The organism is Nonomuraea purpurea (assembly GCF_042650645.1).
Lineage (GTDB): Bacteria > Actinomycetota > Actinomycetes > Streptosporangiales > Streptosporangiaceae > Nonomuraea > Nonomuraea purpurea.
The window spans coordinates 87,237-110,394 of sequence record NZ_JBHSBI010000025.1; the positions used below are offsets into that span (position 1 = coordinate 87,237).

The following is a 23,158-nucleotide window of genomic DNA, read 5'->3' on the forward strand; positions in this document are numbered from 1 at the left end:
TCCATCGAGGGTCTGTCACCTACATCACCTGATCTGGCTGGCGCGCAACTCGGCGCGCACAGCCGGAGTCAGCACCTGACCGGCGCGATCAACCATCAGCGTCATCTGATACGCCACCAGACCCATGTCACAGTCAGGCGCCGCCAGCACCGCCAGACACGAACCATCACTGATCGACATGATCAGCATCAGCCCGCGCTGCATCTCCACGATCGTCTGATTGACCACACCACCCTCGAACACCCTCGCCGCACCCTGCGTCAAACTCACCAAACCCGACGCGATCGCGGCCAGCTGATCAGCCCGATCAGCCGGAAAACCCGACGACGCCGCCAACGGCAGCCCATCGGACGAGACGACCACCGCGTGCGCGACCCCGGGAACCGTGCTGACGAAGTCGGTGATTAACCAGTCGACTCCGCGCGCCGCGTGGCTCAGGTCGCTCATGGACCCTCCTCGGTCGGCCCCATGATTCCTAGCTCGGTCATGGACCCTCCTCCCTGTCGTTGTTCTTGGGGCCAGAGGGGAACGCCCTGCCCTCGGTTATGTCGTCACGTGCCGCTCGGAACCCCTGCTGGAAGCTCGACAGCCGGTTGCGGATGCGGTCGGGCGAGACCGACGGCATCGGTGTGACGCCCTTCGGCGAGGCCGGCGTGTCGGCCGAGCCGGGCACCAGGTTGGCCTTGGGCACCCGCTTGGGTAACCCAGAAGCCGTCGAGCCACCGCGTACCGGTTCCACCACAGCCTCCGCCGCGCTCCAGCCTTCGTCTGCTTTGCTGGATTCCCACGTTTTGTTCCGTCCGAACCAGGCGGACTCCACTGCGGCGAAGATCGGCAGGAAATCGTCACCCGCAGAGGCAGGCGGGACCGCGGGAATGGGGCCGGTGACGGGGTCGGCGGCGTCGGGGAAACCGAACCCGGGCCGCGGCGGCTCGGGTTCGGTCTGCCAGCCGGGTGGTTGTTCCGGGCTGTTCCAGCCGCCGGACGGGTGGTCGGAGTTGTTCCAGCCGCTCGGCTCCGACACCGGGCGTCTGGGCAGGCTGCGGTCGCCGTTCCAGGCCGGCCCGCGGGGCGGGGTCCAGACGTCGGAGTTCTCGTAGCCGCCGAAGCGGGGCTCGGCGGGCCAGGCGTTCGGGTCGGGTTTCCATGGGGGCTGCTGCTGCCAGTTGCCGCCCTGATCCGGATTCGACGGGAAGGACGGGTGGCCCGGGCCCATCTGGTAGGGGGCCTGCGGCCAGTCCGTGGCGGTCGGCGCCGGATGCGGCCCCGCGTACGGCTCGGGCCCTGCCGCCGCGCCGGCCAGGGCAGGTGGCTGCTGCGTGCCGGTCATGGACGGCGAGTCGGCGAAGGAGGGCGCCTGGGTGCCCAGCATGTTCTCCGGGATGAGCACCATGGCAGTCAGTCCGCCGGAGGCGTGCGGGCGCAGTTGCACCCTGATGCCGTGGCGGTGGGCCAGCCTGGCGACCACGAACAGGCCCATCCGGCGTGAGACCGACACGTCCACGCTGGGCGCCTCGGTCAGCCGCTCGTTGGCCGCGGCCAGTTCCTCGGGGGTCATGCCGATGCCGGAGTCGGTGATCGACAACATCACGCCGCCGCCGTCGATCCTGCTGCCCGACAACGTCACCCGGGTCTCGCGCGGCGAGAACGACAACGCGTTCTCCACCAGCTCCGCCAGCAGGTGGATGACGTCGTTGACGGCCTGGCCGGCCACCGAGACGCCGTCCGGAACCTGGAGGACGACCCGCTCGTAGTTTTCGACCTCGGACAATGACGCCCGCGTGACGTCGACCAGCTTCACCGGCTGGCTCCAGCGGCGGGGCGGTTCCTGGCCTGCCAGGACCAGCAGGTTCTCACTGTTGCGCCGCATACGCGTGGCCAGGTGGTCCAGCTTGAACAGGTTGCCGAGCCGCTGCTCGTCCTGCTCGCCCTGCTCCAACCCGTCGATCAGGGTGATCTGCCGTTCGACCAGCGTCTGCGAACGCCGCGACAGGTTCACGAACATCGCGTTGACGTTGCTACGGAGCCTCGACTCCTCCCCCGCCAGCCGTACCGCCTCGCGGTGCACCTCGTCGAAGGCCCGCGCGACCTCCCCGATCTCGTCGTGGGTGTCCACGCCGATCGGGACGACGGGCCCCACCGTGCCGTCGCCGCTCTCGCGCAACTGCTGGACGGTCTCGGGCAGGCGCTGCCCGGCGATGTCGAGGGCCTCACGGCGCAGCTTGCGCAGCGGTCTGATGAGCGAGCGGGCGATGAGCGAGATGATCGCCAGCACCACGATCAGCAGCAGCAGGATGAGGCCGCCGGAGATCAGCGCCGAGCGGTTCGCGCCCTCCTCCAAGGCGCGAGCGCGCAGGATGACGGAGGAGGACAGGTCCTTCTCCACGCTGCGCAGCGCGTCGATCTTGCCGGTGCTGACGTCGAACCACGTGGAGACGTCCTTGTTGGGCTGGACGCCGATGCTGAGTTCCTTGCCCTCCGTCGACTGCGCCATGGCCCGCAGCCGGAACAGGTCGGTCTGGTCGACGTCCCTGCCCACGACCGTGTTGCGGTAGAGCTCCAGCTGGTCGAGGTTGGCCAGCGTGGCGAAGAGCGTCTCCTCGCTCTCCTCACGCGACTTGGCGTCGGTGAGCGCGTCGTACTCACCGCTGTCGAAGCTCTTGTTGTCCAGCGCGCTGGCCAGGATGCCGCGCTGTTTGGACGCCTGCTCCTTGGCCCTGGCGATCGCGGCCATCGCGCTGGCGCTGTGGGAGACCTGGTCGTCGACGGCTACCTGGCCGACCTGGTCGTGGAACTGCAGGAGGGTCGCGATGATCTGCGAGTACTTCTGGATCATCGGCAGGGGCTGGATCTTCCCGCTGACCGCGGTCTCGCGCAGTGTCGGGATCTCGTCCAGACGCCGCAGCACGGGCCTGACGGCCTCGGCGTGGGTGTCGGTGAGCGCCTGCGCCCGCCGTTTGGCCTCGTCGATGAGGTTGTTCACCCCGCTGTAGGTGCTGCGGAGCTGGGCCTCACGGTTGTCGGGGCGGCCTTGGGCGATGTAGAGAGCGGTCTCGTCACGTTCGAAGGACAGGTCGTGGGTGACGGCCCCGAGCTGATCACTGAGCTCGGCGACCTCTCTGAGGGTCTGGTAGGTGCTGGCGTCGTTGAGCGAGGTGATCACGTTCAGCCCGCCCAAACCCACGGCCACGGCCGTGGGAACGACGATCAGCGCGACAAGGCGCGAACGCACGTGCCAGTTGCCCAGTCCGAACCTTTTCGAGGAAGGGCTGGACGACCGACGCCTCTCATGCCCGTGCGGCTCGCGGTCAGCGGAAGCTTCAGCGCTCTGCGTTCTCACTTGCCTTCGCAACCTCTCGCCCCGGAGGGGAATACTCGGTGACCATGCAGGTAAATGCACGTGGGGCAATATGTACTTCGAGATAAGCGTCATTTGAGCACACGGGTTGGCACGGGCCAACCACTACTAGTGCCCCGATGAGGCGTTTATCCCATAATGTCCGAAAAATACGACAGAATCGGTGTGAGAGCCTTCCTATCTGCTGAAACGGGCAATATAAGATCGCCCCACAAGCCACTTAAGGACCTGCGGAAAACGTCTTACAATCAACCCCATCAGCACCAGCGGTCCCGCCAGTCACCTCCTTTCACAAACCGGACAAACCTCTAGAATTTTCGGCGATCAATTTTTACGATAGAGCGGCAACCGGACATTGCAACCACAAGTGTTCCTTTCCCGATAATGACCGCCAATTAGGTGCTACGGTCGATCCCTGTTGTGCGTCAGGCACACAGAGCCCCCGGGAGCAGAAGCCACCCGGTCCCCCCTGGCTCCATCGAAGGGAGTCCCTGACATGAGGCTTGGCAACGCTGCCAGGGCCGCCATCATCGGGTTCGCTTTGACGCTCGGCGCCGCGGCGTGCAGCAGCGGCGGCTCGACGACCCCCGACACGCCGCCGTCCGCGTCCGCCGGCGGCCTGGAGAAGACGAAGATCAAGGTAGCCACGCTGCCTGCCATCGACAGCGCCGCCATCTACGTCGCCATCGATCAGAAGCTCTTCGAGAAGGAGGGCCTGGACGTCACGCCACAGATCGTCCAGGCAGCGCCCGAGGCCATCCCCATGCTGCTCAAGGGCGAGATCGACGCCATGTTCGGCAACTACGTGTCCATGTTCGCCGCCCACGACAAGGGCGCGCTGAAACTGCGGATCCTGGCCGAGGGCTCGCGTGCCGCCCCCGACTCGCTCAGCATCATGGCGCTGCCGGGCTCGCCTATCAAGACGGCCAAAGACCTCGAAGGCAAGACGGTCAACGTGAACGTCCTGCACAACTTCCAGGAGCTCGCGCTCAGCCAGGTGCTCAAAGCCAACAACGTCGACCCAACCAAGATCAAATATGTGCCGGTGACGTTCCAGAACATCATGCCGTCCTGGAAGGGCGGCCAGATCGACGCCGCCTACCTGGGCGAGCCCATGGTCACGGCGGCCACGTCCTCGATGGGCGCCCGCAAGATCATCGACCCGGCGTCGGGCCCCGCCGCGGAGTTCCCGATCTCCGGCTACGTCAGCACACAGGAGTGGTACGACAAGAACCCCAAGGTTGCGGCGGCCTTCCAGCGGGCCATCCACAACGCGGCCAAGCTCATGGAGAACAACCGTGAGGTCGTGGCCAAGGTGCTGCCGAACTTCACGCAGATCGACGCGGCCACCGCGGCCACCGTCACCTTCCCGTACTTCTCCAGCAACGACAACCCGGTCCGCCTCCAGCGGGTGGCCGACTGGATGCTGGAGGCCAAGTGGCTCAACAAGTCGATCGACGTCAAGACGCTGATGTCGGCGACCACGTCCGGGTGAGCGCTCAAACCCTGTCCCGTCCCCGCCCGGCGACCTCGGCCACACGCTGGTCGCGCCGGGCGGCCGGGGCGCTCGCCTTCGCCGCGCTGATCGAACTGCTCAGCAGAACCGGCCTGGCCGACCCCGCGTTCCTGCCGCCCGCCAGCGAAATCATCGGCCGGGCGGCGGCCCTCGCGTTCGACCCGGCCTTCCAGGCACACGCCGTGACGAGCCTGCTCGCCTGGACCATCGGGCTGGGCGTCGCGGCGGCCATCGCCGTCCCCCTCGGTCTGCTGCTCGGCAGCGTGCCCATCATCGACGCCGCCACCCGCTCGGTCGTGGAGTTCCTGCGGCCGATCCCGTCGGTGGCGCTGATCCCGCTGGTGGCCCTGGTGATCGGCACGGGCCTGCAACTGCGCGTCACGCTCGTGGTCTACGCCGCGTTGTGGCCCATCCTCTACAACACGATGTACGGCCTGCGCGGCGTCGACCCGGTGGCCAAGGAGTCGCTCAGGGCGTACGGGTTCGGGCCGCTCGCGGTGCTGCTGCGCGTGTCGCTGCCCTCGTCGGCGCCCTTCATCACCACCGGGATCCGGCTGGCCGCCGGAGTGGCACTCATCCTGACCGTCAGCACCGAGATCGTGGCCGGGCGGGGCGAGGGCATCGGCGTGTTCATCTTCTTCGCCGGCATCGCCGTGCCCGCGCGGATGACCGACATCCTGGCCGGGGTGTTCTGGGTCGGGCTGTTCGGCGTGGCGGTCAACGCACTGCTGGTGGCGGTGGAGCGGCGGGCGTTCCGCTGGCATCATGCGCGGTTGGGAGAGACACGATGAAGGCCGCCGCCCCGTGGGTAGGTAAACCAGGGACCGTCCGCATCGTCCGGCCCGTCAGGAGAAGAGGTGTGCGCACGACCGCGTTACGCTGGCTGGTGCTGGTCGTGCTCGTCCTGCTCTGGGAGGCCGCCACGACCCTGGCGGCCAGCACGTTCTTCCCCGCGCCCAGCGTGATCGTGGCGCGGATGCACGCCATGTGGTTCTCAGGGCCGCCCGGCACGTTGTTCCTGACGGACGCGGCCATCGGCGACATCCTGCCGAGCCTGGGCAGGATGGCAGCAGGCTACGCCGGGGGCGCGCTGACCGGGGTCCTGCTCGGGCTGGCGCTGGGGTTGTCCGCCCGGGTCTACGACTACCTCGACGGGGTGCTGCAGTTCCTGCGCGCGATCCCGCCGCCCGCGCTGATCACCGTCTTCGTGGTGGTGTTCGGGTTCGGGCTGCGCATGCAACTGGCGTTCATCATGTTCAGCATCGTGTGGCCGGTGCTGCTCAACACCGCCGACGGCGCGCGCTCGGTCGAGCCGCTGCACCTGCAGACCTGCCAGGTGTTCCGGCTGTCGCGGGGCGAGCGGCTCATGAAGGTGATCCTGCCGTCGGCGCTGCCGAAGGTGTTCGCGGGGCTGCGGCTGGCCCTGTCGCTGTCCCTGATCGTCATGGTCTTCTCCGAACTGCTGCCCGGCACCACGAACGGCATCGGGTTCCAGCTCACCTACGCGTACTCGACCTTCGACCTGCCCGCCATGTGGGCCGGGATCGTGCTGCTCGGCGTGCTCGGCTACCTGCTCAACGAACTGTTCCTGGTCGTGGAGCGACGGGTGCTCGCCTGGCACCACGCCGCGCAGCAGCTCGTCGGCTAGAGCCGGTCGTGCCGCACGCCGTACGGGAGCTGAACGAGCATGCGCCGTGGACCGTGACAAGGGACGACGGGCAAGAGTAAGATCACGCCCTGGATAGGTTTAGTTGACTGTCATGTCCGGCGCGCAACGCTTCGATAGAGTGTTTCTGGTTCCGACCTGGTCGCCGTCGTCTCGTCCCCCTAGGAAATCCATTGCTCGAGATAGACAACCTCTCCCACGTCTACGGTGGCGGCAGCCCGAACGCGCACCACGCCATCGATGGCCTCAATCTGAGCGTCGCCGAGGGCGAACTGCTGTGCATCGTCGGACCGTCGGGCTGCGGAAAGTCGACCCTGCTGCGGTCGATCGCGGGCCTGATCACTCCCACGGGCGGCGAGATCAAGATCGCGGGGAACGTCGTCCGCCAGACTCCCGACAACCTGGCCGTGGTCTTCCAGGACTACAGCCGCTCCCTGTTCCCGTGGATGTCGGTGGCCGACAACGTGGCCCTGCCGCTGCGCCGCAAGAACATGGACAAGAGCCAGCGCCGCGAGGCCGCCCACGAAGCCCTCGAATCGGTGGGGCTGTCGGGGGCCGCCCGCAAATACCCGTTCCAGCTCTCGGGCGGCATGCAGCAGCGCGTGGCGATCGCGCGGGCGCTGGCCTACCGGCCGGCATTGATGCTCATGGACGAGCCGTTCGGCTCGGTGGACGCCCAGACCCGCGAAGACCTTGAAGACCTCGTCCTCAAGGTGCGCGGACACCACCAGATGACGATCGTGCTCATCACCCACGACATCGACGAGAGCGTGTACGTGGGCGACCGCGTGGTCGTGCTGTCCAAGGCTCCGGCCAACGTCGTCGGCGACCTGAAGGTGGACCTCCCCGGCCCACGCGACCAGATCACCACCCGCGAACATTCGGACTTCGTCCACCTCCGCGCCGAAGTGGGACGCCTGGTCCGCGGCCACGCCACGGTGTAGGTGAGCCGGGCTCCCCCACCCGTTGCCCACCTGGGTGGTGAGCCCGCTGACACCCGCCCCGAGCGAAAGCGACCTCGCTTCGCTCGGGGCGTTCTTCCTTCGGCGCCATCGGGCCCACCCGTTGCCCGCCCGAGCGGTGGGCCTGCTGACGCCCACCCCAACCGGGCAGAATCTTGCCGTTTGGTCAATCCATCGATGGACACCACCGAAGACGGCTCCTGAAGCTCCCAGCGCACTTGATCCCATGAGTCGCCCCGGTCGTTGAGGTCGGTCACGGCGATGTCGACCACGGTCACGCCAGCCAGTCCGAGATACGGGCTTTGGCGAATGAGGCGACGCCGCAATTGCGAGGTTCCGGAATGGAATAAAGCCCCTGCATGGAAGGAGAGGCGTGCTGTATGGATAGAGCAAAAATGGTGGATGTGTATGGGGGCGCGCTCGCGCCAGTACTTTCCGAGGAGGATATTCCCGCTCAGGTGGCGGATCGCAGGACGCGATATGTGCTGTGCAACCTAGGGGTTCCCAGCAGCTTCGAGGACCTTATTTCGACAAACGTCTGCGGGCTTCGGCCTCTGCGCGACTCTCTTGTTGGACTCCAGCTTCCCGTTTGGGCGCAGCGTGAATCCATTCTCATTCTGGGCACCTTCCTGGAGAGTTTTCTCTGCCTCGATGGAGAAAATGGAGAAGTCGTCGCCTTGACGCCTCAAATGCGCGAAGAGGCAGTCCTCATAGCCAGTCATCTCGAAACGTTTTCGACAATAAATTTCAAATTGACCAAAAAGTTGCAAGAAGGCGTGAAACCTACAAATCGAGATGAGCTTGAGCGGACAATTCGAGACGTTGACGCCGCCGCCTTAGAGAGCTCTGACATGTGGGCACGGGTGGTCCAATATATTGTTTCCTGACCTACTCATGCCGGGAGCGGAAGCAGTTGAAGCATAGACCCGCAGCTCAGGATTGGACTCTTTGATCGCCTGGAGTTTTCGATTTCCGACGATGAATTCGTCAAGCAGGGACCACCGGTCACTCATCCGCTGATGATTACAGGCCGGACCGGGGGACATGGGTTCTGGCATGGGATGCCCGGGAGCAGGTGGATTTACCGCGAGTGAACGGGCTGAGCTTGAGCGGTGGATACGGCGGCCGGATCCTCGGTGAGCATGTAGACGTGCGTCCCCGGACCTCACAGATGGAAGGCCAGGAGTCGAAGAGATCACCGACTCGGGCGCCCATCACCGCTCCTCGGCCATCGTGAGGTTGAGTATCGACCGCCGGCATCAAGACGATAGAACATTGCGCATGATTGGCACCGTTGAGCGGATCCGAAATCTCCTGCGTCCCCTGAATGCACATGGCGATACGCGTGGGTTTCTGCGGACCTCAGTAGACGATGACCTGGGAACCGCCGTGGCCCAGCCACTGAGTTCGATGCTCGCTGAGGCCAACTTTGCCCAGGCGCCGTACCCACCTCGGCATCCACCAGCAGATCCGTTACCGACAACGGTCGACGGCCTTACCGCGCTGCTGAAGGCCGTCACCCTTCCAGCGGATCGGTTGCTCTCGTTGCTGGTGAGCACCTGCACTCAGGACCTTGCCTACGGGTCTCCCAAAGGACCTTGGGACCCTGAGACCGCGCGACGCATCCTTGAGCAAATAGTAAGAGTCCTGGGAACACAGGCCTGCTGGTGGAGCAACAACGACTTCTCCTTCACCCAAGCCTGGGAGGCCGACGGCAGACCCGACTGTTATGCCTCAACCTCTCTGACCGGCTATGCCGTCGATCGTGTACTGATCGGCGTTGGCGAAGGCGCCATCGTGACGATCTTGGCCTTCGCCGACGACTGAGCACACGCCGATGACACTAGAGGCGCACCCGGATATCCGCCCTTGTCCGCCCGCCCCCGGAGGTGCACGCGATGAGCAAGGTTCCCGCTTGGGCAGGTCGGCTGCGAGCCGCACGGACCAGGGCAGGATGGTCTCAGCGGGACCTCGCCCTGCGGTTGGCCTCTGTCGCCGACAGGGCCATGCCCGAACCAGAAAGCATGGTGCGCAGGATCCGCGACCACGAGAGCAGCAAGCACCGGCCCGACGGCGAGCTCTACTGCCGCTTGTACGGGTTGAGTGAGCACACGCTCTTCAACGATGTGGACGAAAGGGCGGACCTCGGAGACGAGATCGACGCGATGGAGCTTGCCCGCCGATCTGCGGCCAGCGACGTCGGTCGCGAGACGCTGGCGCGCCTTGAGTTCGCCGCGCACGTTCCTCGGGCGCGTGGGGCGGCACCTGGAGTACGTCGCGTGTCTCCTCGACGGCCGAAAGACTATCGCCGAGCATCGCCGTCTGCTCGTGGTGGCCGGCGGATGGCTTTCGCTCCTCGGCGCGACGTGCCACATCGACCTCAGGCAGTACCCGGCGGCACTGAACGTGGCGACGCCCCGCCACCCTGCGAGAGGTGACGGGGCGAACTGACTCAGGTGAATCAGATGGTCAGTGCCCGCGGAGGGAGAACGCATCATAGCTGCGGCAATCACGCGGTACTGTCTGTCGATTGTCAGCCAAAGCCATTGTTGGCGGCGGGTGAGCCAGCCCGCCTATGCCAAGACATCGAAGAGAGGTGGGCCGGAGTGTCTTCGGAGGCTGAGAGCCGGATTGCCGCGGCGCTGGACAGCGGCGCTTCTGAACTGGACCTTGCTGGTCTTGAACTGGATATCTTGCCTGAGGCGCTGGGCGGTCTCACCGGTCTCACCGCGCTCAACCTGAAAGGTAATCGGCTCACTGAATTACCCAGGTGGCTGGGCAACCTCACCAACCTCACCGATCTCAAGGTGTCGGGCAGCCAGCTCGCCGGACTTCCTGACACGTTAGGCAACCTCGTCAACCTCACCACGCTCGAACTTTATACAGGCGGCAATCGGCTCACCAACTTTCCCAAGTGGCTGCATAACCTCACCAACCTCAGTGTGCTCAAGCTGCGTGACAACAGGATCACCCACTTGCCCGAATGGCTGGGTGATTTATCCAACCTCACAGTCCTCGACCTGGCCTTCAATAACGTCGCGGTCCTGCCCGACGCGTTGGGCAACCTCACCAACCTCACCGAGCTCAACCTGTGGTCCAGCAGGCATCTCACCGCACTGCCAGACACGTTCGGCAACCTCGCCAATCTCACCGATCTCAACCTGGGCGGCAACCGGCTCACCGTGCTGCCAGACACGTTCGGCAATCTCACCAACCTCGACACGCTCGACCTGAGCCTCAATCAGTTGATCAAATTGCCGGACGTGTTGGGCAATCTCACTAACCTCACGGTTCTTTACCTGGCCTACAACAACGTCACTGTCCTGCCCGAGACGTTGGGCAACCTCACCAACCTCACCAGGCTGTACCTGGGTGGCAACCGAATCGCCGTACTGCCGGACACGTTGACCAACCTCACCGAGCTCGACCTGCAAAGCAACGAGCTCACCGTCTTGCCGGACGGATTGGCCGGGCTCACCAACCTCACCAAGCTGTACCTGGGCAGCAACCGAATCACCGTACTGCCGGACACGTTGACCAACCTCACCGAGCTCGACCTGCAAAGCAACGAGCTCACCGTCTTGCCGGACGGGTTGGCCGGGCTCACCAACCTCACCAAGCTCAAGCTTTACGGCAATCGGCTCAGCGTCCTACCCGGATGGCTGGGCAATCTCACCAACCTCGCCGAGCTGAACCTGAGAAACAATCAGCTGGACATGTTGCCTGACACGTTCGGCAACCTGTCCAACCTCACCGAGCTCGACCTGAACGGCAACCAGCTCGCCAAGCTGCCCGACACCTTCGGCGACCTCACCAGCCTCCGAAACCTCAACCTGGACGCAAACCGGCTCGCCAAGCTGCCCAACACGTTCGGCAACCTCACCAACCTCACCGAACTTCAGCTACCACACAACAAGCTCACTGCCCTACCTGACACCTTCGGCAACCTCACCAACCTCCGAAACCTCAACCTGAAGGCCAACCAACTCGCCCTGTTGCCTTACACCTTCGGCAACCTGTCCAACCTCACCGAGCTCGACCTGAACGGCAACCAGCTCGCCAAGCTGCCCGACACCTTCGGCGACCTCACCAGCCTCCGAAACCTCAACCTGGACGCAAACCAGCTCGCCAAGCTGCCCAACACGTTCGGCAACCTCACCAACCTCACCGAACTTCAGCTACCACACAACAAGCTCACTGCCTTACCTGACACCTTCGGCAACCTCACCAACCTCCGAAACCTCAACCTGAAGGCCAACCAACTCGCCCTGTTGCCTTACACCTTCGGCAACCTCACCAACCTCATTGGGCTTCAGCTACCACACAACAAGCTCACTGTCCTACCTGACACGTTCGGCGATCTCACCAACCTCATCGTGCTCCATCTGTACGGCAACGAGCTGGCCCTGGTGCCTGACACATTCGGCAACCTCACCAATCTCACCGAGCTCAACCTGGGCGGCAATCGGCTCGCCATGGTGTCGGACACGTTGGGCAACCTCACTCGCCTCATCAAGCTCGACCTGAGCGACAACGATCTCACCGAGCTACCTGAGTGGTTAAGACGCCTCACTGTCATCGAGGAACTCAACCTGGCCAACAATGAGATCACCGTCTTGCCCGAGTGGCTGAAGCATCTCCCCATCACAGAGCTTGATGTGGACGACAACCCGCTCATCGCACTGCCCGATTGGCTGAACGACGACCAGGGCTGGGACGACGAGGATGAGGATGAGGACTGGGACGACGACGCGAGGGAAGCAGACTGATCTTCTGACGAGGCGATCGTTGACCATGGTCCCGTATTCGTCATCGACGTGGAGACCATCGAACGCGCCTCGCGGACAAGGGTTCTTCCCCCAGGGCCAGACGCCGGATCGCCGACCGTCTCGACAATCGTCCAGCCATTGCGTTTGGGCAGATCGGACATCACGGCGCGGACGTACTTGGCGGCCTGCAGCCGGGGTTCGACCCTGACGAACTTCGACGCCGGCGTGTCCGTCAGCTCCTTGAGGTTTGCGGCGGCCCGAGCGGTGTGCCGCCCGGTCCGTTGGCGAAGGTGAGCCAGGGGCGTGGCACGCTCTGGCCCACTCCCGGCTTGGAGTAGTCGCACACGCCCGTCGGGAAGGCCGTGCGCAGGCGGGCCCACTGCTCGTCGGTGAAGGCGACCCCGTACGAGTCGCGCCGCTGCGGCTTCAGCCGGCACTTGAGCAGGTCGCTCGTCGGCCCCTCGCCCGCGGCGACGCGGGTGTCGGCCCGGTGCGGGTAGGCCCTGTCGCAGGTCGCCGCGTCGGTGATCTTGGCGCCGTCGATCCAGCAGGCGTCCACGGCCTGGGGCGGCCGGTGGCGTACGACCTTGTCCGGCAGCGGGACCGCCCGCTCGTCGGTCTCGACGGCGGCGAGCCAGCGGTCCATGACGTCCAGGGGCGAGCCGTCGCTGCCGTTGGTCCACAGCACCTGGTTGCGGTGGTGGCCGTTGGCCCGGTCGAGCCGGTTGCGGAGCACGAGGCTGCGCCACGGGTAGTGGTAGTCGTTGTTGTCGGTGCCTTTGGCCGCGATGATCGGCACCCGGGCCAGCCCTCGGCCGAACACGACCCGTCCGGATCGGTGGGCGATCTCGACGGCCTCGGCGTCGGCGGCGCTGCGCCGCGGGGTCCAGGCCATGTCGATGTCGAACCCGCCGACCTTCTCGTTGAGGTCGGCGAACTGCTCGGCGGTGATGGTCCCGGCGCGGAGCGCGGTCAGGCCGTACTGGACGCCGACGTTGTCCCAGGGGCGCCTGGCGCACGGCGTGCCGGCGCAGCCCTGGCGGGTGCCGTAGACGGAGACCATGAAGTCCTGCAGCGTGCAGCGCACGCCCGTCGGGTTGCGGGCGGGGTCGTAGCTGTCCTCGCCCGCGCAGGACGTCCCGTCGTCGGGCTTCATGTAGTCGGGGGCGCGCCCGGCGGAGGTGGCGCAGACGCCTGTGCCGCCGTGGCCGAAGACGGCCGTCCTGTCCTCGGGGTCGGTCCACAGGGGTGAGGAGTCCATGTGGCGGACCAGCGCGGCGCAGTCGCCGAATTCGCGGTAGGCGCCGACGATCTGGTCCGGCCAGTCCTGTGTGGGCAGCAGCCCGTCCAGCAGGCCCGGGTAGGCGTCGGCGATGAGGTACTGCTGCAGCGCCCCGCCCGACCCGCCGCGGCCGATCGTGTAGCGGATCTCGCCGTAGGTCTCGATGATGTGCTCCTTGACCATCATCACGGTCTCGGCGGAGGTGACGTCGTTGCTGTGCAGACTGTTGTCGGTCATCGTGGACGACGCCACGGCGAAGCCCTTCGAGGCGGCCTCCACGGCTTCGGGCGCGGTCAGGCCACGGGAGACGCCCTGCCGGTAGTGCTGCCCGGTGCCCGCGCCGAACGTCCACACCAGCTTGTGGTTCCAGCTTTCCGGGACGAGCAGGTCGTAGACGCCGCGGTTGATCGTGCCGCGTTCGAGGGTGGCCTTCGTGCCGTCGGCCAGGGTGGTCTCGCGGCGCACCGGCGCGGCGTCGCACTGGTCGTTCACGGCCGGGCCGAGGCCGTTCTCCGTCGTCTGGCAGCGCCACGGCCGCACCTGCGGGCCTGAGAACACCGGGCCGCCGCGCGGGTGGTCGGTGATCGTCAGCCGCTCGGCCCGGCCCCGGTCGGGCCGAGCGGTCAGGACGTTCTCGCCGGGCGAGAGGCCCTTGACCAGCCCGGTCAGCGTGCCGCGCGGGCCGGGCACGAACGCCGAGGTGACGTCGGCGCCGTTGAGGTCGACCCGGACCCGCGCCGAGCCGGTGATCCGCACCAGCGCGTCGCCGCCGGAGACCAGGTCGGCCCGGTTGGAGACGACCTCGACGTGCAGGCCGGAGCCCAAGGCGGCCGAGGCGGTCCGCGCGTCGACGCGCGGGTCAAGATCCAGGGCGGCGCGGGCATCGAGGCGCGGGTCGGATGCCGAGGCGATCGAGGCGGTCCGCGCGTCCACGCGCGGGGCTGGGACCAAGGTGGCCGGGGTGTGCGGCGGGAGCAGCAGGGCGGGCAGCAGGACGAGCGCGAGCGGGCTCATCGGCACCTCACAGGGCGAAGGCGCCGGTCAGCAGCGCGACGACGGTCATCACGAGGGTGGAGGCGAAGGCCCAGCCGAAGATGAAGCGCTGGTGTTCCCCCAGTTGCACGCCGCTCATCCCGACCAGGATGAAGGTGGAGGCGGTGAGCGGGCTGAGCGGGAACCCGGTGGTCATCTGGCCGAGGATGGCGGCCCTGGCGATCTCGGCGGGATCGCCGCCGAAGCCGCTCGCGGTCTCGGCGAGGACGGGCAGGACGCCGAAGTAGTACGCGTCGGGGGTGAAGACCAGGCTGAGCGGCATGCCGGTGAGGGCCACGAGGACCGGCAGGTGCCCGCCGAGCGAGTCGGGGATGATCTGGACGAACGCCCCGGCCATCTCCGTGATCATCTTGGTGCCCGTGAGGATGCCGGTGAAGACGCCGGCCGCGAAGATCATTGTGGTGACCAGGACCACGCTCTTGGCGTGCCGTTCGAGCAGTTCCTGCTGGCGCTCCCACGTCGGGTGGTTGACCAGCAGCGCGATCGCGAACCCGACCACGAACAGCACCGGCAGCGGCATGACCTGCAGCACCAGGGCGACGAGCAGGACGAGGGTGAGGATCAGGTTGAAGGCGGTCAGGGCGCGGTTGCGGCGGGCCGGGGCGAGCAGCGTGCCGGGCCCTTCACCGGCCACGCGTTCCGAAGACGCCTCGCCGACCGCGCGTTCCCCGGTCACCCGCTCCGAGGGCCCCTCGCCCTCCGGCATGGAGAGCTTGCCGAGGCGGCGCCGCTCCCTGGCCCCGATCAGGTACGCCGCCACCAGCACCCACGCGATCCCGGCCGCCATCGCCGGCAGCACCGGCGTGAACACCTGGGAGCTGTCCAGCTTCAGCGAGGCCATGGCCCGTGCCGTGGGCCCGCCCCAGGGGATCAGGTTCATCACGCCGGCGCCCAGGCAGACGACGCCGGACAGCACCAGCGGGCTCATCCCGAGCCGCCGGTAGACCGGCAGCAGGGCGGAGATGGTGATGAGGAACGTCGAGGCGCCGTCGCCGTCGAGCGCCACGCACATCGTCAGCACGGCCGTGCCGACGGCGATGCGCATCGGATCGGCCTTGGCCAGTTTCAGGATGCCGCGGATGAGCGGATCGAAGAGCCCGGCGTCGATCATCAGGCTGAAGTAGAGGACGGCGAACGCGATCATGATGCCGGTGGGCGCGACCTTGCCGAGCCCGTCGAGGATCATCTTGCCCAGGTCGCCGCCGAAGCCGCCGGCCAGGGCGGCCAGGACCGGGATCAGGACCAGGGCGATCAGGACCGACACGCGCTTGGTCATGGTGAGCAGCAGGAACAGAATGATCGTGGTGAATCCCAGCGCAGCCAGCATCGGAGTTCGCTCGCCTTCTCGTCCTCGTCCGGCATGCGGGGGGTGACGTGCCGGAGTGTTACGGAAGAGTTTCCGAGCGACTTAATCGCACGTCCAGCATCAAAGCAACATTTATCCATGCGTTCTGCGCAACAGTCGCGGTCTATGCTCGCTGGTCATGGAGGCGAACCTGCGGCTGCTGGCCGCCTACTCCGCCGTCGCCAGGGCGGCGAGCTTCACCGCGGCGGCGGCCGAGATGCACGTCTCGCAGTCGTCGCTCAGCCGCGCGGTGGCCGAGCTGGAACGGCTGCTCGGCGCGCAGTTGCTGGAGCGCGACACCCGCAACGTGCAGCTCACCGCGGCGGGCGTGGAGACGTTGCGGGTCGCCGAGCAGATCGTGCGGGCGCACCGCTCGGGCATGAAGGAGCTGGAGCGCTATCTGCTCGGCGAGTCGGGCGTGGTGGCCGTGGCCACGCTGCCGTCGCTGGCCGCGGTGCTGCTCCCCCAGGTGATCTCCGGCTTCCGCCGCCGGCGGCCCCACGTGGCGCTGCGCATCATGGACGGCCTGGAGCAGGTGGTGCTCGGCCGCGTGCTGTCCGGCGACGCCGACTTCGCGATCTCCACCGTCGGTGCCGCCCCCGATCAGCTCGAACACCGTCCGCTGATCCGCGACCGCTTCCACGCGGTGTTGCCGCAGGGCCATCCGCTCGCCGAACTGCCCCAGGTCACCTGGGAGGAGCTGGCCCGCGAGCCGTTCCTCGCCATCGGGCCGGAGTCGAGCGTGCGGCGGCTGACGGACGCGGCCTTCGCCCAGGCGGGGACGTCGGCGGCGCCCGCGGCCGAGGCGGGCAGCGTGGCCACGGTGGGCGGGCTGGTCACGGCGGGGCTCGGCGTCTCGGCGATGCCCGCGCTGGTGCTGCCACTGATGGGGGGCGCGGGTCCGCTGGTCTACCGGCCGCTGGCCGAGCCCGTCGTGGATCGGCGGCTGGACGTCGTCGTCCGGGCCAGGCGCACGCTGCCGCTGGCCACGAGAGCCTTCCTCGACCTGCTCGACGACTTCCGGCGCGGGCAGCGTCCGCTGCCTCCCGGCGTGTCCTGGAGCAGCGACCCGCCCTAATTTATGCGGAATGCGCATGTATTGATCGAGTTCTTGTGCTGGACACGCATTTAATCGCCTCGGCAGGATGAAACGACCGGTCAGGAGGCGAAGGAGCGCGCGGGTGGCAGGCACAGGACAGGACACGGGCGGCGGCCAGGGCCAGTTGCGCGGGCTGAAGGTGGTGGAGTTCGCGCACGTGGTGGCCGGGCCGATGGCCGGTTCGATGCTCGCCGACCAGGGGGCGGACGTGGTGCACGTGGAGGCCCCCGGCTCCGGCGACGCCGCCCGCGCCATGGGGCCCGAGCGCGACGGCGTGCCCCTGTGGTTCAAGGTCGCCGGCCGCAACAAGCGATCGGTCACCCTCGACCTGCACCACGCCGACGGCCGGGAGATCGCCCACCGGCTCGTGGCCTGGGCCGACGTCGTGATCGTCACCCTGCGGGCCGGACGGCTGCGCGACTGGGGGCTCGACTGGGAGGCGGTGCACCGGATCAACCCGACGGCCGTGCTGCTGCAGATCTCCGGGTTCGGGGCGACGTCGTCGCGGGCGGACGAGCCGGGCTTCGGCAAGATGGGCGAGGCCAGAAGCGGGGTGGTGCACCTGACCGGGTTTCCAGGCGGGCCGCCGGTGCACACCGGGTTCTCCCACGGCGACGCGGTCACGGGGCTGATGGGCGCCTACGCGGTGCTCGCCGCGCTGCACCGCAAGGCGAGCGATCCGGACTTCGACGGCGAATGGATCGACCTGGCCCTGTTCGAGCCGCTGTTCCGCCTGGTCGAATGGCAGGTCATCGCCTACGACCAGCTCGGCGTCGTCCCCGAGCGGGCCGGCAACCAGCTCGCCGTCGCGCCCGCCGCCGTGATCAACACCTACCGGTCGGGTGACGGCGACTGGATCACGGTGACCTCGGCCACCCTCCGCTCGGTGCGGAACGTGGCGCGGCTGCTCGGCCTGCCTGAGGAGGAGTTCGCCACCACGCGCCAGCAGCACGCCGGCCGCGAACGGCTGGACGCGGGCCTGCGCGAATGGGTGGCCGCGCGCGGGACCGAGGAGTGCCTGGAGCTGTTCGCGCGGGCCGAGGTGGTGGCCTCCCGGGTGTTCACTGCCGCCGACATCGTCGCCGACCCCGTCTACGCCGAACGGGACGACATCATCACCGTCGACGACGCCGACCTCGGCCCCGTCCGGATGCAGGGCGTGATCCCGCGCTTCCACCGCAGTCCAGGACGCGTCTGGCGGACCGGGCCCGCGCTGGGGCAGGACAACCGCCTCGTCTATCGCGACTGGCTCGGGCTCGCCGACGACGAGCTCGCCGACCTGGAGCAGCGCGGTGTCATCTGACCTGGTCGCGGCGCCGCTGCGCTCCCTGTTGTTCGTCCCTGGCACCAGGACCGACTGGCTGGCCAAGGCGGAGGCCGCGGGCGCCGACGCGGCCGTGCTCGACCTGGAGGACGCGGTCCCGCCCTCGGGCAAGGCCAGCGCGTTGCGGCGGGTGGCCGAGGCGGTGGCCGGCTGGACGGGGCGGATGGCCCTGTTCGTCCGGGTCAACCCGCTGGACGGCTGGGCGGCGGCCGGCGAACTGCGTGCGATCGCGCACGAACGGCTCGCCGGGGTCGTGCTGCCCAAGGTGGGCTCGCCGGACGAGGTACGGCTGGCGGATCGGCTGCTCGGCTGGTGCGAACGCGAGCGCGGCCTGCCCGCCGGCCGGATCGTCCTGGTGCCGCTGCTGGAGACGGCGTCGGGGCTGCGGGAGGCGTACGAGGTGGGCCGGGCCGCCGGCCGGGTCGCCTACCTCGGGGCCGTCACCGCGCCGGGAGGCGACGTCGAGCGGGCGGTCGGCTACCGCTGGAGCCCGTCGGGGACCGAGACCCTGGGGCTGCGCTCGCGCGTGCTCCTGGACGTGCGGGCCGCCGGCGTCCCCCACCCGGTCTCCGGGTTGTGGACGCGCATCGGGGACCTCGACGGGCTGCGTGCCTTCGCCGAGCAGAACCGGGCGCTCGGGTACGAGGGCATGATGGCCATCCACCCCTCCCACGTCCCCGTCATCAATGAGGTCTTCTCCCCCACCGCCGAGGAGCTGGACCGCTGCGCGCGGCTGGTCGCGGCCGTCGAGGCGGCCCAGGCGAGCGGGACGGGGGCGGTGCGGTTCGAGGGCGAGATGGTGGACGAGGCCATGGCGGCGACCGCCCGGCTGCTGCTCGCCCGCCACGGCCGGTAAACCGGTTGCGCGTGCCGGGAGGATGGACGGCATGGAACGTCAGCTCATCAGCGCCATCGCGCACCGCGACCACCCGATCGCCGCGCCCGTCTCACCCGGCAACCTCGACCACCTGCTGCTCCGGGCGGCGCTTCCCGAGGGGGCCAGGGTGCTCGATCTCGGGTGCGGGGAGGCCGAGTGGGCGTTGCGGGCCCTGGAGCTCGTCCCCTCGGCGACGGCCGACGGCGTGGACCTCTCCTCGCACGCCTTGTCGTCCGCCGAACGCGCCGCGCTCGCCCGCGGGTTGTCCGAGCGGCTGTCGCTGCACCAGGTGTCCGCGACGGAGTTCGCCGCTTCCGAGCCGTATGACCTGGTGCTCTGCATCGGGGCGACGCACGCGTTCGGGGGGCTGAAGGGCACGATGGAGGTCGTCGCCCGCTTCGTCCGGCCGGGTGGGCTGGCGTTGGTCGGGGAGGGGTTCTGGGAGCGGCCGCCGAGCCCGGAGCTCGCTGCGGCCATCGGGATTTATCCGGATCTGGCGGGCACGGTTGCGGAGGCGGAGTCCGGTGGGTGGCTGACCGTCTACGGCCACGTGAGCGAGGCCGGGGAGTGGGACGACTACGAACTGTCGTGGACCGGCTCGCTGGCCCGCTGGGCCGCCGACAACCCCGGCCCCGACGGGGAGCAGGCGCTGGCGGCCATGCGGGAACACCGGGAGATGTGGCTGAACGGCTACCGCGGCCTGCTGGGCTTCGTCTCCCTGCTCCTGCGGCGCGTCTGACACGTCCACGACGCTCCTGGGCGCATTGACGCCAAGCGCAGGCGCACCCGGGGCACGGCCGGGCCGGTGGGTGAAGATACCGGCCCGGCCCGTGGCGGAGTGTCAGGGGTTGCCGTTGATCAGGGCCATGGCCAGGATCTCGCTGAACTCCCCGGCCGGGATGCCGGAGCCGATGCCGCACGGCCCGTCCGAGTCGCCCGGCACCTTCACCCAGAACAGGAACTCGGCGCCGCTGGTCTGCTGCCGGGGCGGCGTCCCGAGCTTGCGCTTGGGCGGGTTGCACCAGTTGTCTTCGGGCGTGCTGTCGGAGTACGGGCCGTTGCCGTTCCTGCTGGTGTCGATGACGTACTTCTTGGCGCCGACGGAGGCGGCCAGGCGCCCGTTGACCGCGACCGCGTAGGCCTCGCTGTCGGCCGTGGTGATGTAGTTGGACACGTTCACGGCGAAGCCGCGCGTGTTGGCGATGCCCGACTTGACCAGCAGGGGCGCCATCTGGTCGGCGGGGATCCAGGTGGCGTTGCCCGCATCGAGGTAGACCCAGGTGTTCGGGGCCTGGGCGCGCAGCACCTGGGTGGCGTCCAGCAGCATCCGGTACTGGTCCTCGGGATCCTTGCCGATCTTCGTCACGCAGCCGGCGGCGGCGACCCCGTCGGGTTCGAGCACGACGATCGCGTGCCTGGTGCCGATCGCCTTGGCGAACTCGGTGATCCAGTTGTGGTATCCGGTGGCGTCGCCCGCGCCGCCGCCCGAGTGGCCCGCGCACGCGTCGCGGTTCGGGATGTTGTAGGCCACCAGCATCGGCAGCCGGTCCTGGGCCTGCGCGGCGCCGACGTAGGTGTCCACGGCGAAGGTGAGGTCGGTGAACCAGCCGCCGAACCACTCGAAGATCGGCTTGCTGCCGATGCTCGCGGCGATGGCCTTGCCCTCGGGCGTGCTGTTGTTCTGATCAGCCCAATGGGCGGGGTTCGACAGCGGGTTCACGTACAGGGCGGTCGGCCGGGTCGTCTGCGTCTCCATCAGCGAGACGTTGTCGAAGCGGATCACCGGTGTGCCGCCGGACCCGCCGAGCTGGAAGGTCACCTCGGCGGCCGTGTTGGCGGCGGAGGCGGCGGTGAACGGGATGCTGTAGCGCTTGCTCGTCTTGGTCAGCTGCACGTCGGTGGCCAGCGACTGGTTGGAGCTGGGGGTGGCCGTGTACTGGACGGTGGCGCGCGCGGTGTAGGCGAGCGTCGAGGAGGCGTCGAAGGAGAGCGTGTAGCTCTTGCCGGGGTTCAGGGCGGCGGTGGTGGGCGCGGCGACCATGGCGTCCCACGGGTTGGCGACGACGCTCTTGACGTCCACCCGCATGAGGCCGGACTCGGCGGCGATCGCCGTCTGGCCGATGGCCGCCCATGGGGCGGTGCTGCTGGTGAAGGTACCGTTCGCGATGAGCTGGGCGGCGGCGGAGGCGGGCTGCTGAAAAACAAGAACCGAGGTGGTCAGGACAGCGGCTAAAGCCGCGGTTTTCGCTGCGAGAAATCGCACGTGTTCACCTTTCGGCGGGGATCCGCCGTTGATCATTACGGACCGCCGTGAACAAGGTCAAGAGATCTGGTGAGCACGTCTGTTCGGCCAGGGTGATGACGCCCTGCTCGATCCATTAAGATGTGCTCTACAGGAAGCAATTAAATTTTCTAAGGATCAGATTGTCAAAACAATCTCGGATTGACGCTCTCACCGGGGCGGTTCAGGACCTGCAGGACGCGACGGACCTCATCGACGAGTTGGCCGCCCGCCGTCTGGGCATCAATCGCACGGATCTGCGCTGCCTGAGCCGGCTCGGCGCGCACGGCCCGCAGACCGCGAGCGAGCTGGCCGCCGCCGCCGGGCTCACCGGGGGCGCCATGACCACGGCCATCGACCGGCTGGAGCGGGCCGGCCTGGCCCGGCGCGACCGTGACTCGGCCGACCGGCGACGTGTCCTGGTGCACCTGACGGAGCAGGCCGAGCGGCTCGGCGAGCAAATCTGGGGCCCCATCCTGGCGGACGCGCAGGCCGAGCTGGGCCGGTTCAGCATGGCCGAGTTGGAGCTGATCGCGACGTTCCTGAGTGTGGCGCTGGACAACCAGCGCCGCCACGCCGAACGCCTGCGCTCCGGCGCGTGAAAACGGGCGCCGCCGGTCCTGTCGGCAGGACCGGCGGCGCCCGTAAGAGCGGCCCGCCTACACGGACGTGTGCATGTGGCGGGTCAAGGCGTGTTCCACCAACGTGATGAGGGTGGACTTGACGGACTCACGCTGCCGCGCGTCCAACGGCACGACCGGGGTGTGATCCCCGATCGACAGCGCCTCGCGCAGTTCGCCCTCCGCGTGCGCGAAGTGTCCGTCCCAGCCGTTGATGCCGATCACGAACGGCAGCTTGGCCTCTTCGAAGTAGTCGATCGCCGGGAAGCTGTCGGCCAGGCGGCGGGTGTCCACCAGGACGACCGCGCCGATGGCGCCCCGGACGAGGTCGTCCCACATGAACCAGAACCGGTGTTGGCCCGGCGTCCCGAACAGATAAAGGATCAGGTCGCGGTCGAGCGATACCCGGCCGAAGTCCATGGCGACCGTGGTGGTCGTCTTGTTCGGCGTGTGGGAGAGGTCGTCGACGTGCGCCGACGCGTCCGTCATGACGGCTTCCGTGGTGAGCGGCAAGATCTCCGAGACCGCACCCACGAACGTCGTCTTCCCCACGCCGAAGCCCCCGGCCACGACGATCTTCGTCGAGGTGAGGCCGGGACTAGAGCCTGCGAAGTCCACTGAGCACCCTTTCGAGCAAGTTGAGGTCCGGCTTTCCCGCGTCCAGCGCAGGCTGGTGCACGCGGATCAGGCCCTCCGACGCCATGTCGGCGATCAGCACCCGGACCACGCCAAGCGGCTGGCGTAAAAGGGCGGAGATCTCGGCAACCGACCTGACGTTCCGGGTCAGCTGAATGATCGCCTGATACTCCGGACTGAGTAGGGAAATGTCTTGGTATTCCGACGTCACGGAGGACACCAATGCCTCCATGGCGAACTTCATCCGCGGCGCGGTGCGCCCCCCGGTCACGGCATAGGGCCGCACCAGGGAGCTCGGCTTCTGCGGACGGGGAACCGCCGGATGCGGCGGCGTGCTATCACCAGCCCAACCCTGACCTGTCACCATGAT

The 23,158-nt window shown here is 67.7% G+C and carries 20 protein-coding genes; 13 read left to right on the plus strand and 7 right to left on the minus strand.

Translation table 11 applies throughout. The annotated features are described in order from the left end of the window. Positions 1-24: 24 nt before the first annotated feature. A complete protein-coding gene (locus ACFOY2_RS38030) occupies positions 25-447 on the minus strand; it encodes a roadblock/LC7 domain-containing protein (protein ID WP_379532954.1) in 423 nt (140 codons plus the stop codon). A gap of 37 nt (positions 448-484) precedes the next feature. Beyond that, entirely contained in the window at positions 485-3,232 is a 2,748-nt protein-coding gene (locus ACFOY2_RS38035) for a sensor histidine kinase (RefSeq protein WP_379532955.1), read from the minus strand. 622 nt (positions 3,233-3,854) lie between these two features. Here ACFOY2_RS38035 and ACFOY2_RS38040 point away from each other — a divergent pair. The 8 genes from ACFOY2_RS38040 to ACFOY2_RS38075 all read left to right on the plus strand — a co-directional run bounded on the left by ACFOY2_RS38040 (position 3,855) and on the right by ACFOY2_RS38075 (position 12,271). Further along, on the plus strand, positions 3,855-4,853 hold the full coding sequence (locus ACFOY2_RS38040; RefSeq protein WP_379532956.1) for an ABC transporter substrate-binding protein: 999 nt from the start codon (positions 3,855-3,857) through the stop codon (positions 4,851-4,853). After that, on the plus strand, positions 4,850-5,665 hold the full coding sequence (locus ACFOY2_RS38045; RefSeq protein ID WP_379532957.1) for an ABC transporter permease: 816 nt from the start codon (positions 4,850-4,852) through the stop codon (positions 5,663-5,665). The genes ACFOY2_RS38040 and ACFOY2_RS38045 overlap by 4 nt, the downstream gene beginning before the upstream one ends. Before the next feature lie 68 nt (positions 5,666-5,733). Beyond that, the gene (locus ACFOY2_RS38050; RefSeq protein ID WP_379532958.1) at positions 5,734-6,522 is read left to right on the plus strand and encodes an ABC transporter permease; all 789 of its coding nucleotides are present in this window, start codon (positions 5,734-5,736) and stop codon (positions 6,520-6,522) included. Between the two features lie 191 nt (positions 6,523-6,713). Continuing rightward, positions 6,714-7,484 carry an ABC transporter ATP-binding protein gene (locus tag ACFOY2_RS38055; RefSeq protein WP_379532959.1) on the plus strand — a complete coding sequence of 257 codons (771 nt, stop codon included), beginning with the start codon at positions 6,714-6,716 and terminating at the stop codon, positions 7,482-7,484. A 398-nt stretch (positions 7,485-7,882) separates the two neighbouring features. Then, the gene (locus ACFOY2_RS38060) at positions 7,883-8,389 is read left to right on the plus strand and encodes an SUKH-4 family immunity protein (RefSeq protein ID WP_379532960.1); all 507 of its coding nucleotides are present in this window, start codon (positions 7,883-7,885) and stop codon (positions 8,387-8,389) included. A 394-nt stretch (positions 8,390-8,783) separates the two neighbouring features. Then, a complete protein-coding gene (locus tag ACFOY2_RS38065) occupies positions 8,784-9,329 on the plus strand; it encodes a hypothetical protein (protein ID WP_379532961.1) in 546 nt (181 codons plus the stop codon). Positions 9,330-9,725: 396 nt separating this feature from the next. Continuing rightward, positions 9,726-9,953: a hypothetical protein gene (locus ACFOY2_RS38070; RefSeq protein WP_379532962.1), complete on the plus strand. Its 228-nt coding sequence runs from the start codon at positions 9,726-9,728 to the stop codon at positions 9,951-9,953. A 155-nt stretch (positions 9,954-10,108) separates the two neighbouring features. Next, a complete protein-coding gene (locus ACFOY2_RS38075; protein WP_379532963.1) occupies positions 10,109-12,271 on the plus strand; it encodes a leucine-rich repeat domain-containing protein in 2,163 nt (720 codons plus the stop codon). 232 nt (positions 12,272-12,503) lie between these two features. On the opposite strand, the gene ACFOY2_RS38080 is transcribed toward ACFOY2_RS38075, so the two are convergent. Both ACFOY2_RS38080 and ACFOY2_RS38085 read right to left on the minus strand, forming a co-directional pair. After that, entirely contained in the window at positions 12,504-14,567 is a 2,064-nt protein-coding gene (locus tag ACFOY2_RS38080) for a DUF6351 family protein (RefSeq protein WP_379532964.1), read from the minus strand. 7 nt (positions 14,568-14,574) lie between these two features. Next, complete coding sequence (locus tag ACFOY2_RS38085; RefSeq protein ID WP_379532965.1) at positions 14,575-15,933, minus strand: CitMHS family transporter; 1,359 nt, start codon at positions 15,931-15,933, stop codon at positions 14,575-14,577. A gap of 157 nt (positions 15,934-16,090) precedes the next feature. Between ACFOY2_RS38085 and ACFOY2_RS38090 the strand changes: the two genes are divergently transcribed. The 4 genes from ACFOY2_RS38090 to ACFOY2_RS38105 all read left to right on the plus strand — a co-directional run bounded on the left by ACFOY2_RS38090 (position 16,091) and on the right by ACFOY2_RS38105 (position 19,990). Beyond that, on the plus strand, positions 16,091-17,029 hold the full coding sequence (locus ACFOY2_RS38090; protein ID WP_379532966.1) for a LysR family transcriptional regulator: 939 nt from the start codon (positions 16,091-16,093) through the stop codon (positions 17,027-17,029). 103 nt (positions 17,030-17,132) lie between these two features. Continuing rightward, positions 17,133-18,353, plus strand: coding sequence for a CaiB/BaiF CoA transferase family protein (locus tag ACFOY2_RS38095; RefSeq protein ID WP_379532967.1), 1,221 nt, complete (start codon positions 17,133-17,135; stop codon positions 18,351-18,353). After that, complete coding sequence (locus ACFOY2_RS38100; RefSeq protein ID WP_379532968.1) at positions 18,343-19,230, plus strand: HpcH/HpaI aldolase/citrate lyase family protein; 888 nt, start codon at positions 18,343-18,345, stop codon at positions 19,228-19,230. Before ACFOY2_RS38095 ends, ACFOY2_RS38100 begins: the two co-directional genes overlap by 11 nt. 31 nt (positions 19,231-19,261) lie before the next feature. Beyond that, the gene (locus ACFOY2_RS38105; protein WP_379532969.1) at positions 19,262-19,990 is read left to right on the plus strand and encodes an SAM-dependent methyltransferase; all 729 of its coding nucleotides are present in this window, start codon (positions 19,262-19,264) and stop codon (positions 19,988-19,990) included. 102 nt (positions 19,991-20,092) lie between these two features. On the opposite strand, the gene ACFOY2_RS38110 is transcribed toward ACFOY2_RS38105, so the two are convergent. Beyond that, complete coding sequence (locus tag ACFOY2_RS38110; RefSeq protein WP_379532970.1) at positions 20,093-21,514, minus strand: glycoside hydrolase family 6 protein; 1,422 nt, start codon at positions 21,512-21,514, stop codon at positions 20,093-20,095. Between the two features lie 161 nt (positions 21,515-21,675). Here ACFOY2_RS38110 and ACFOY2_RS38115 point away from each other — a divergent pair, with 161 nt between their 5' ends. After that, entirely contained in the window at positions 21,676-22,134 is a 459-nt protein-coding gene (locus ACFOY2_RS38115) for a MarR family transcriptional regulator (RefSeq protein ID WP_379532971.1), read from the plus strand. A gap of 57 nt (positions 22,135-22,191) precedes the next feature. Here ACFOY2_RS38115 and ACFOY2_RS38120 read toward each other — a convergent pair whose 3' ends face one another. Both ACFOY2_RS38120 and ACFOY2_RS38125 read right to left on the minus strand, forming a co-directional pair. Then, entirely contained in the window at positions 22,192-22,770 is a 579-nt protein-coding gene (locus ACFOY2_RS38120) for a GTP-binding protein (protein WP_379532972.1), read from the minus strand. Then, positions 22,751-23,155 carry a DUF742 domain-containing protein gene (locus ACFOY2_RS38125; protein ID WP_379532973.1) on the minus strand — a complete coding sequence of 135 codons (405 nt, stop codon included), beginning with the start codon at positions 23,153-23,155 and terminating at the stop codon, positions 22,751-22,753. Before ACFOY2_RS38125 ends, ACFOY2_RS38120 begins: the two co-directional genes overlap by 20 nt. Positions 23,156-23,158: the final 3 nt, after the last annotated feature.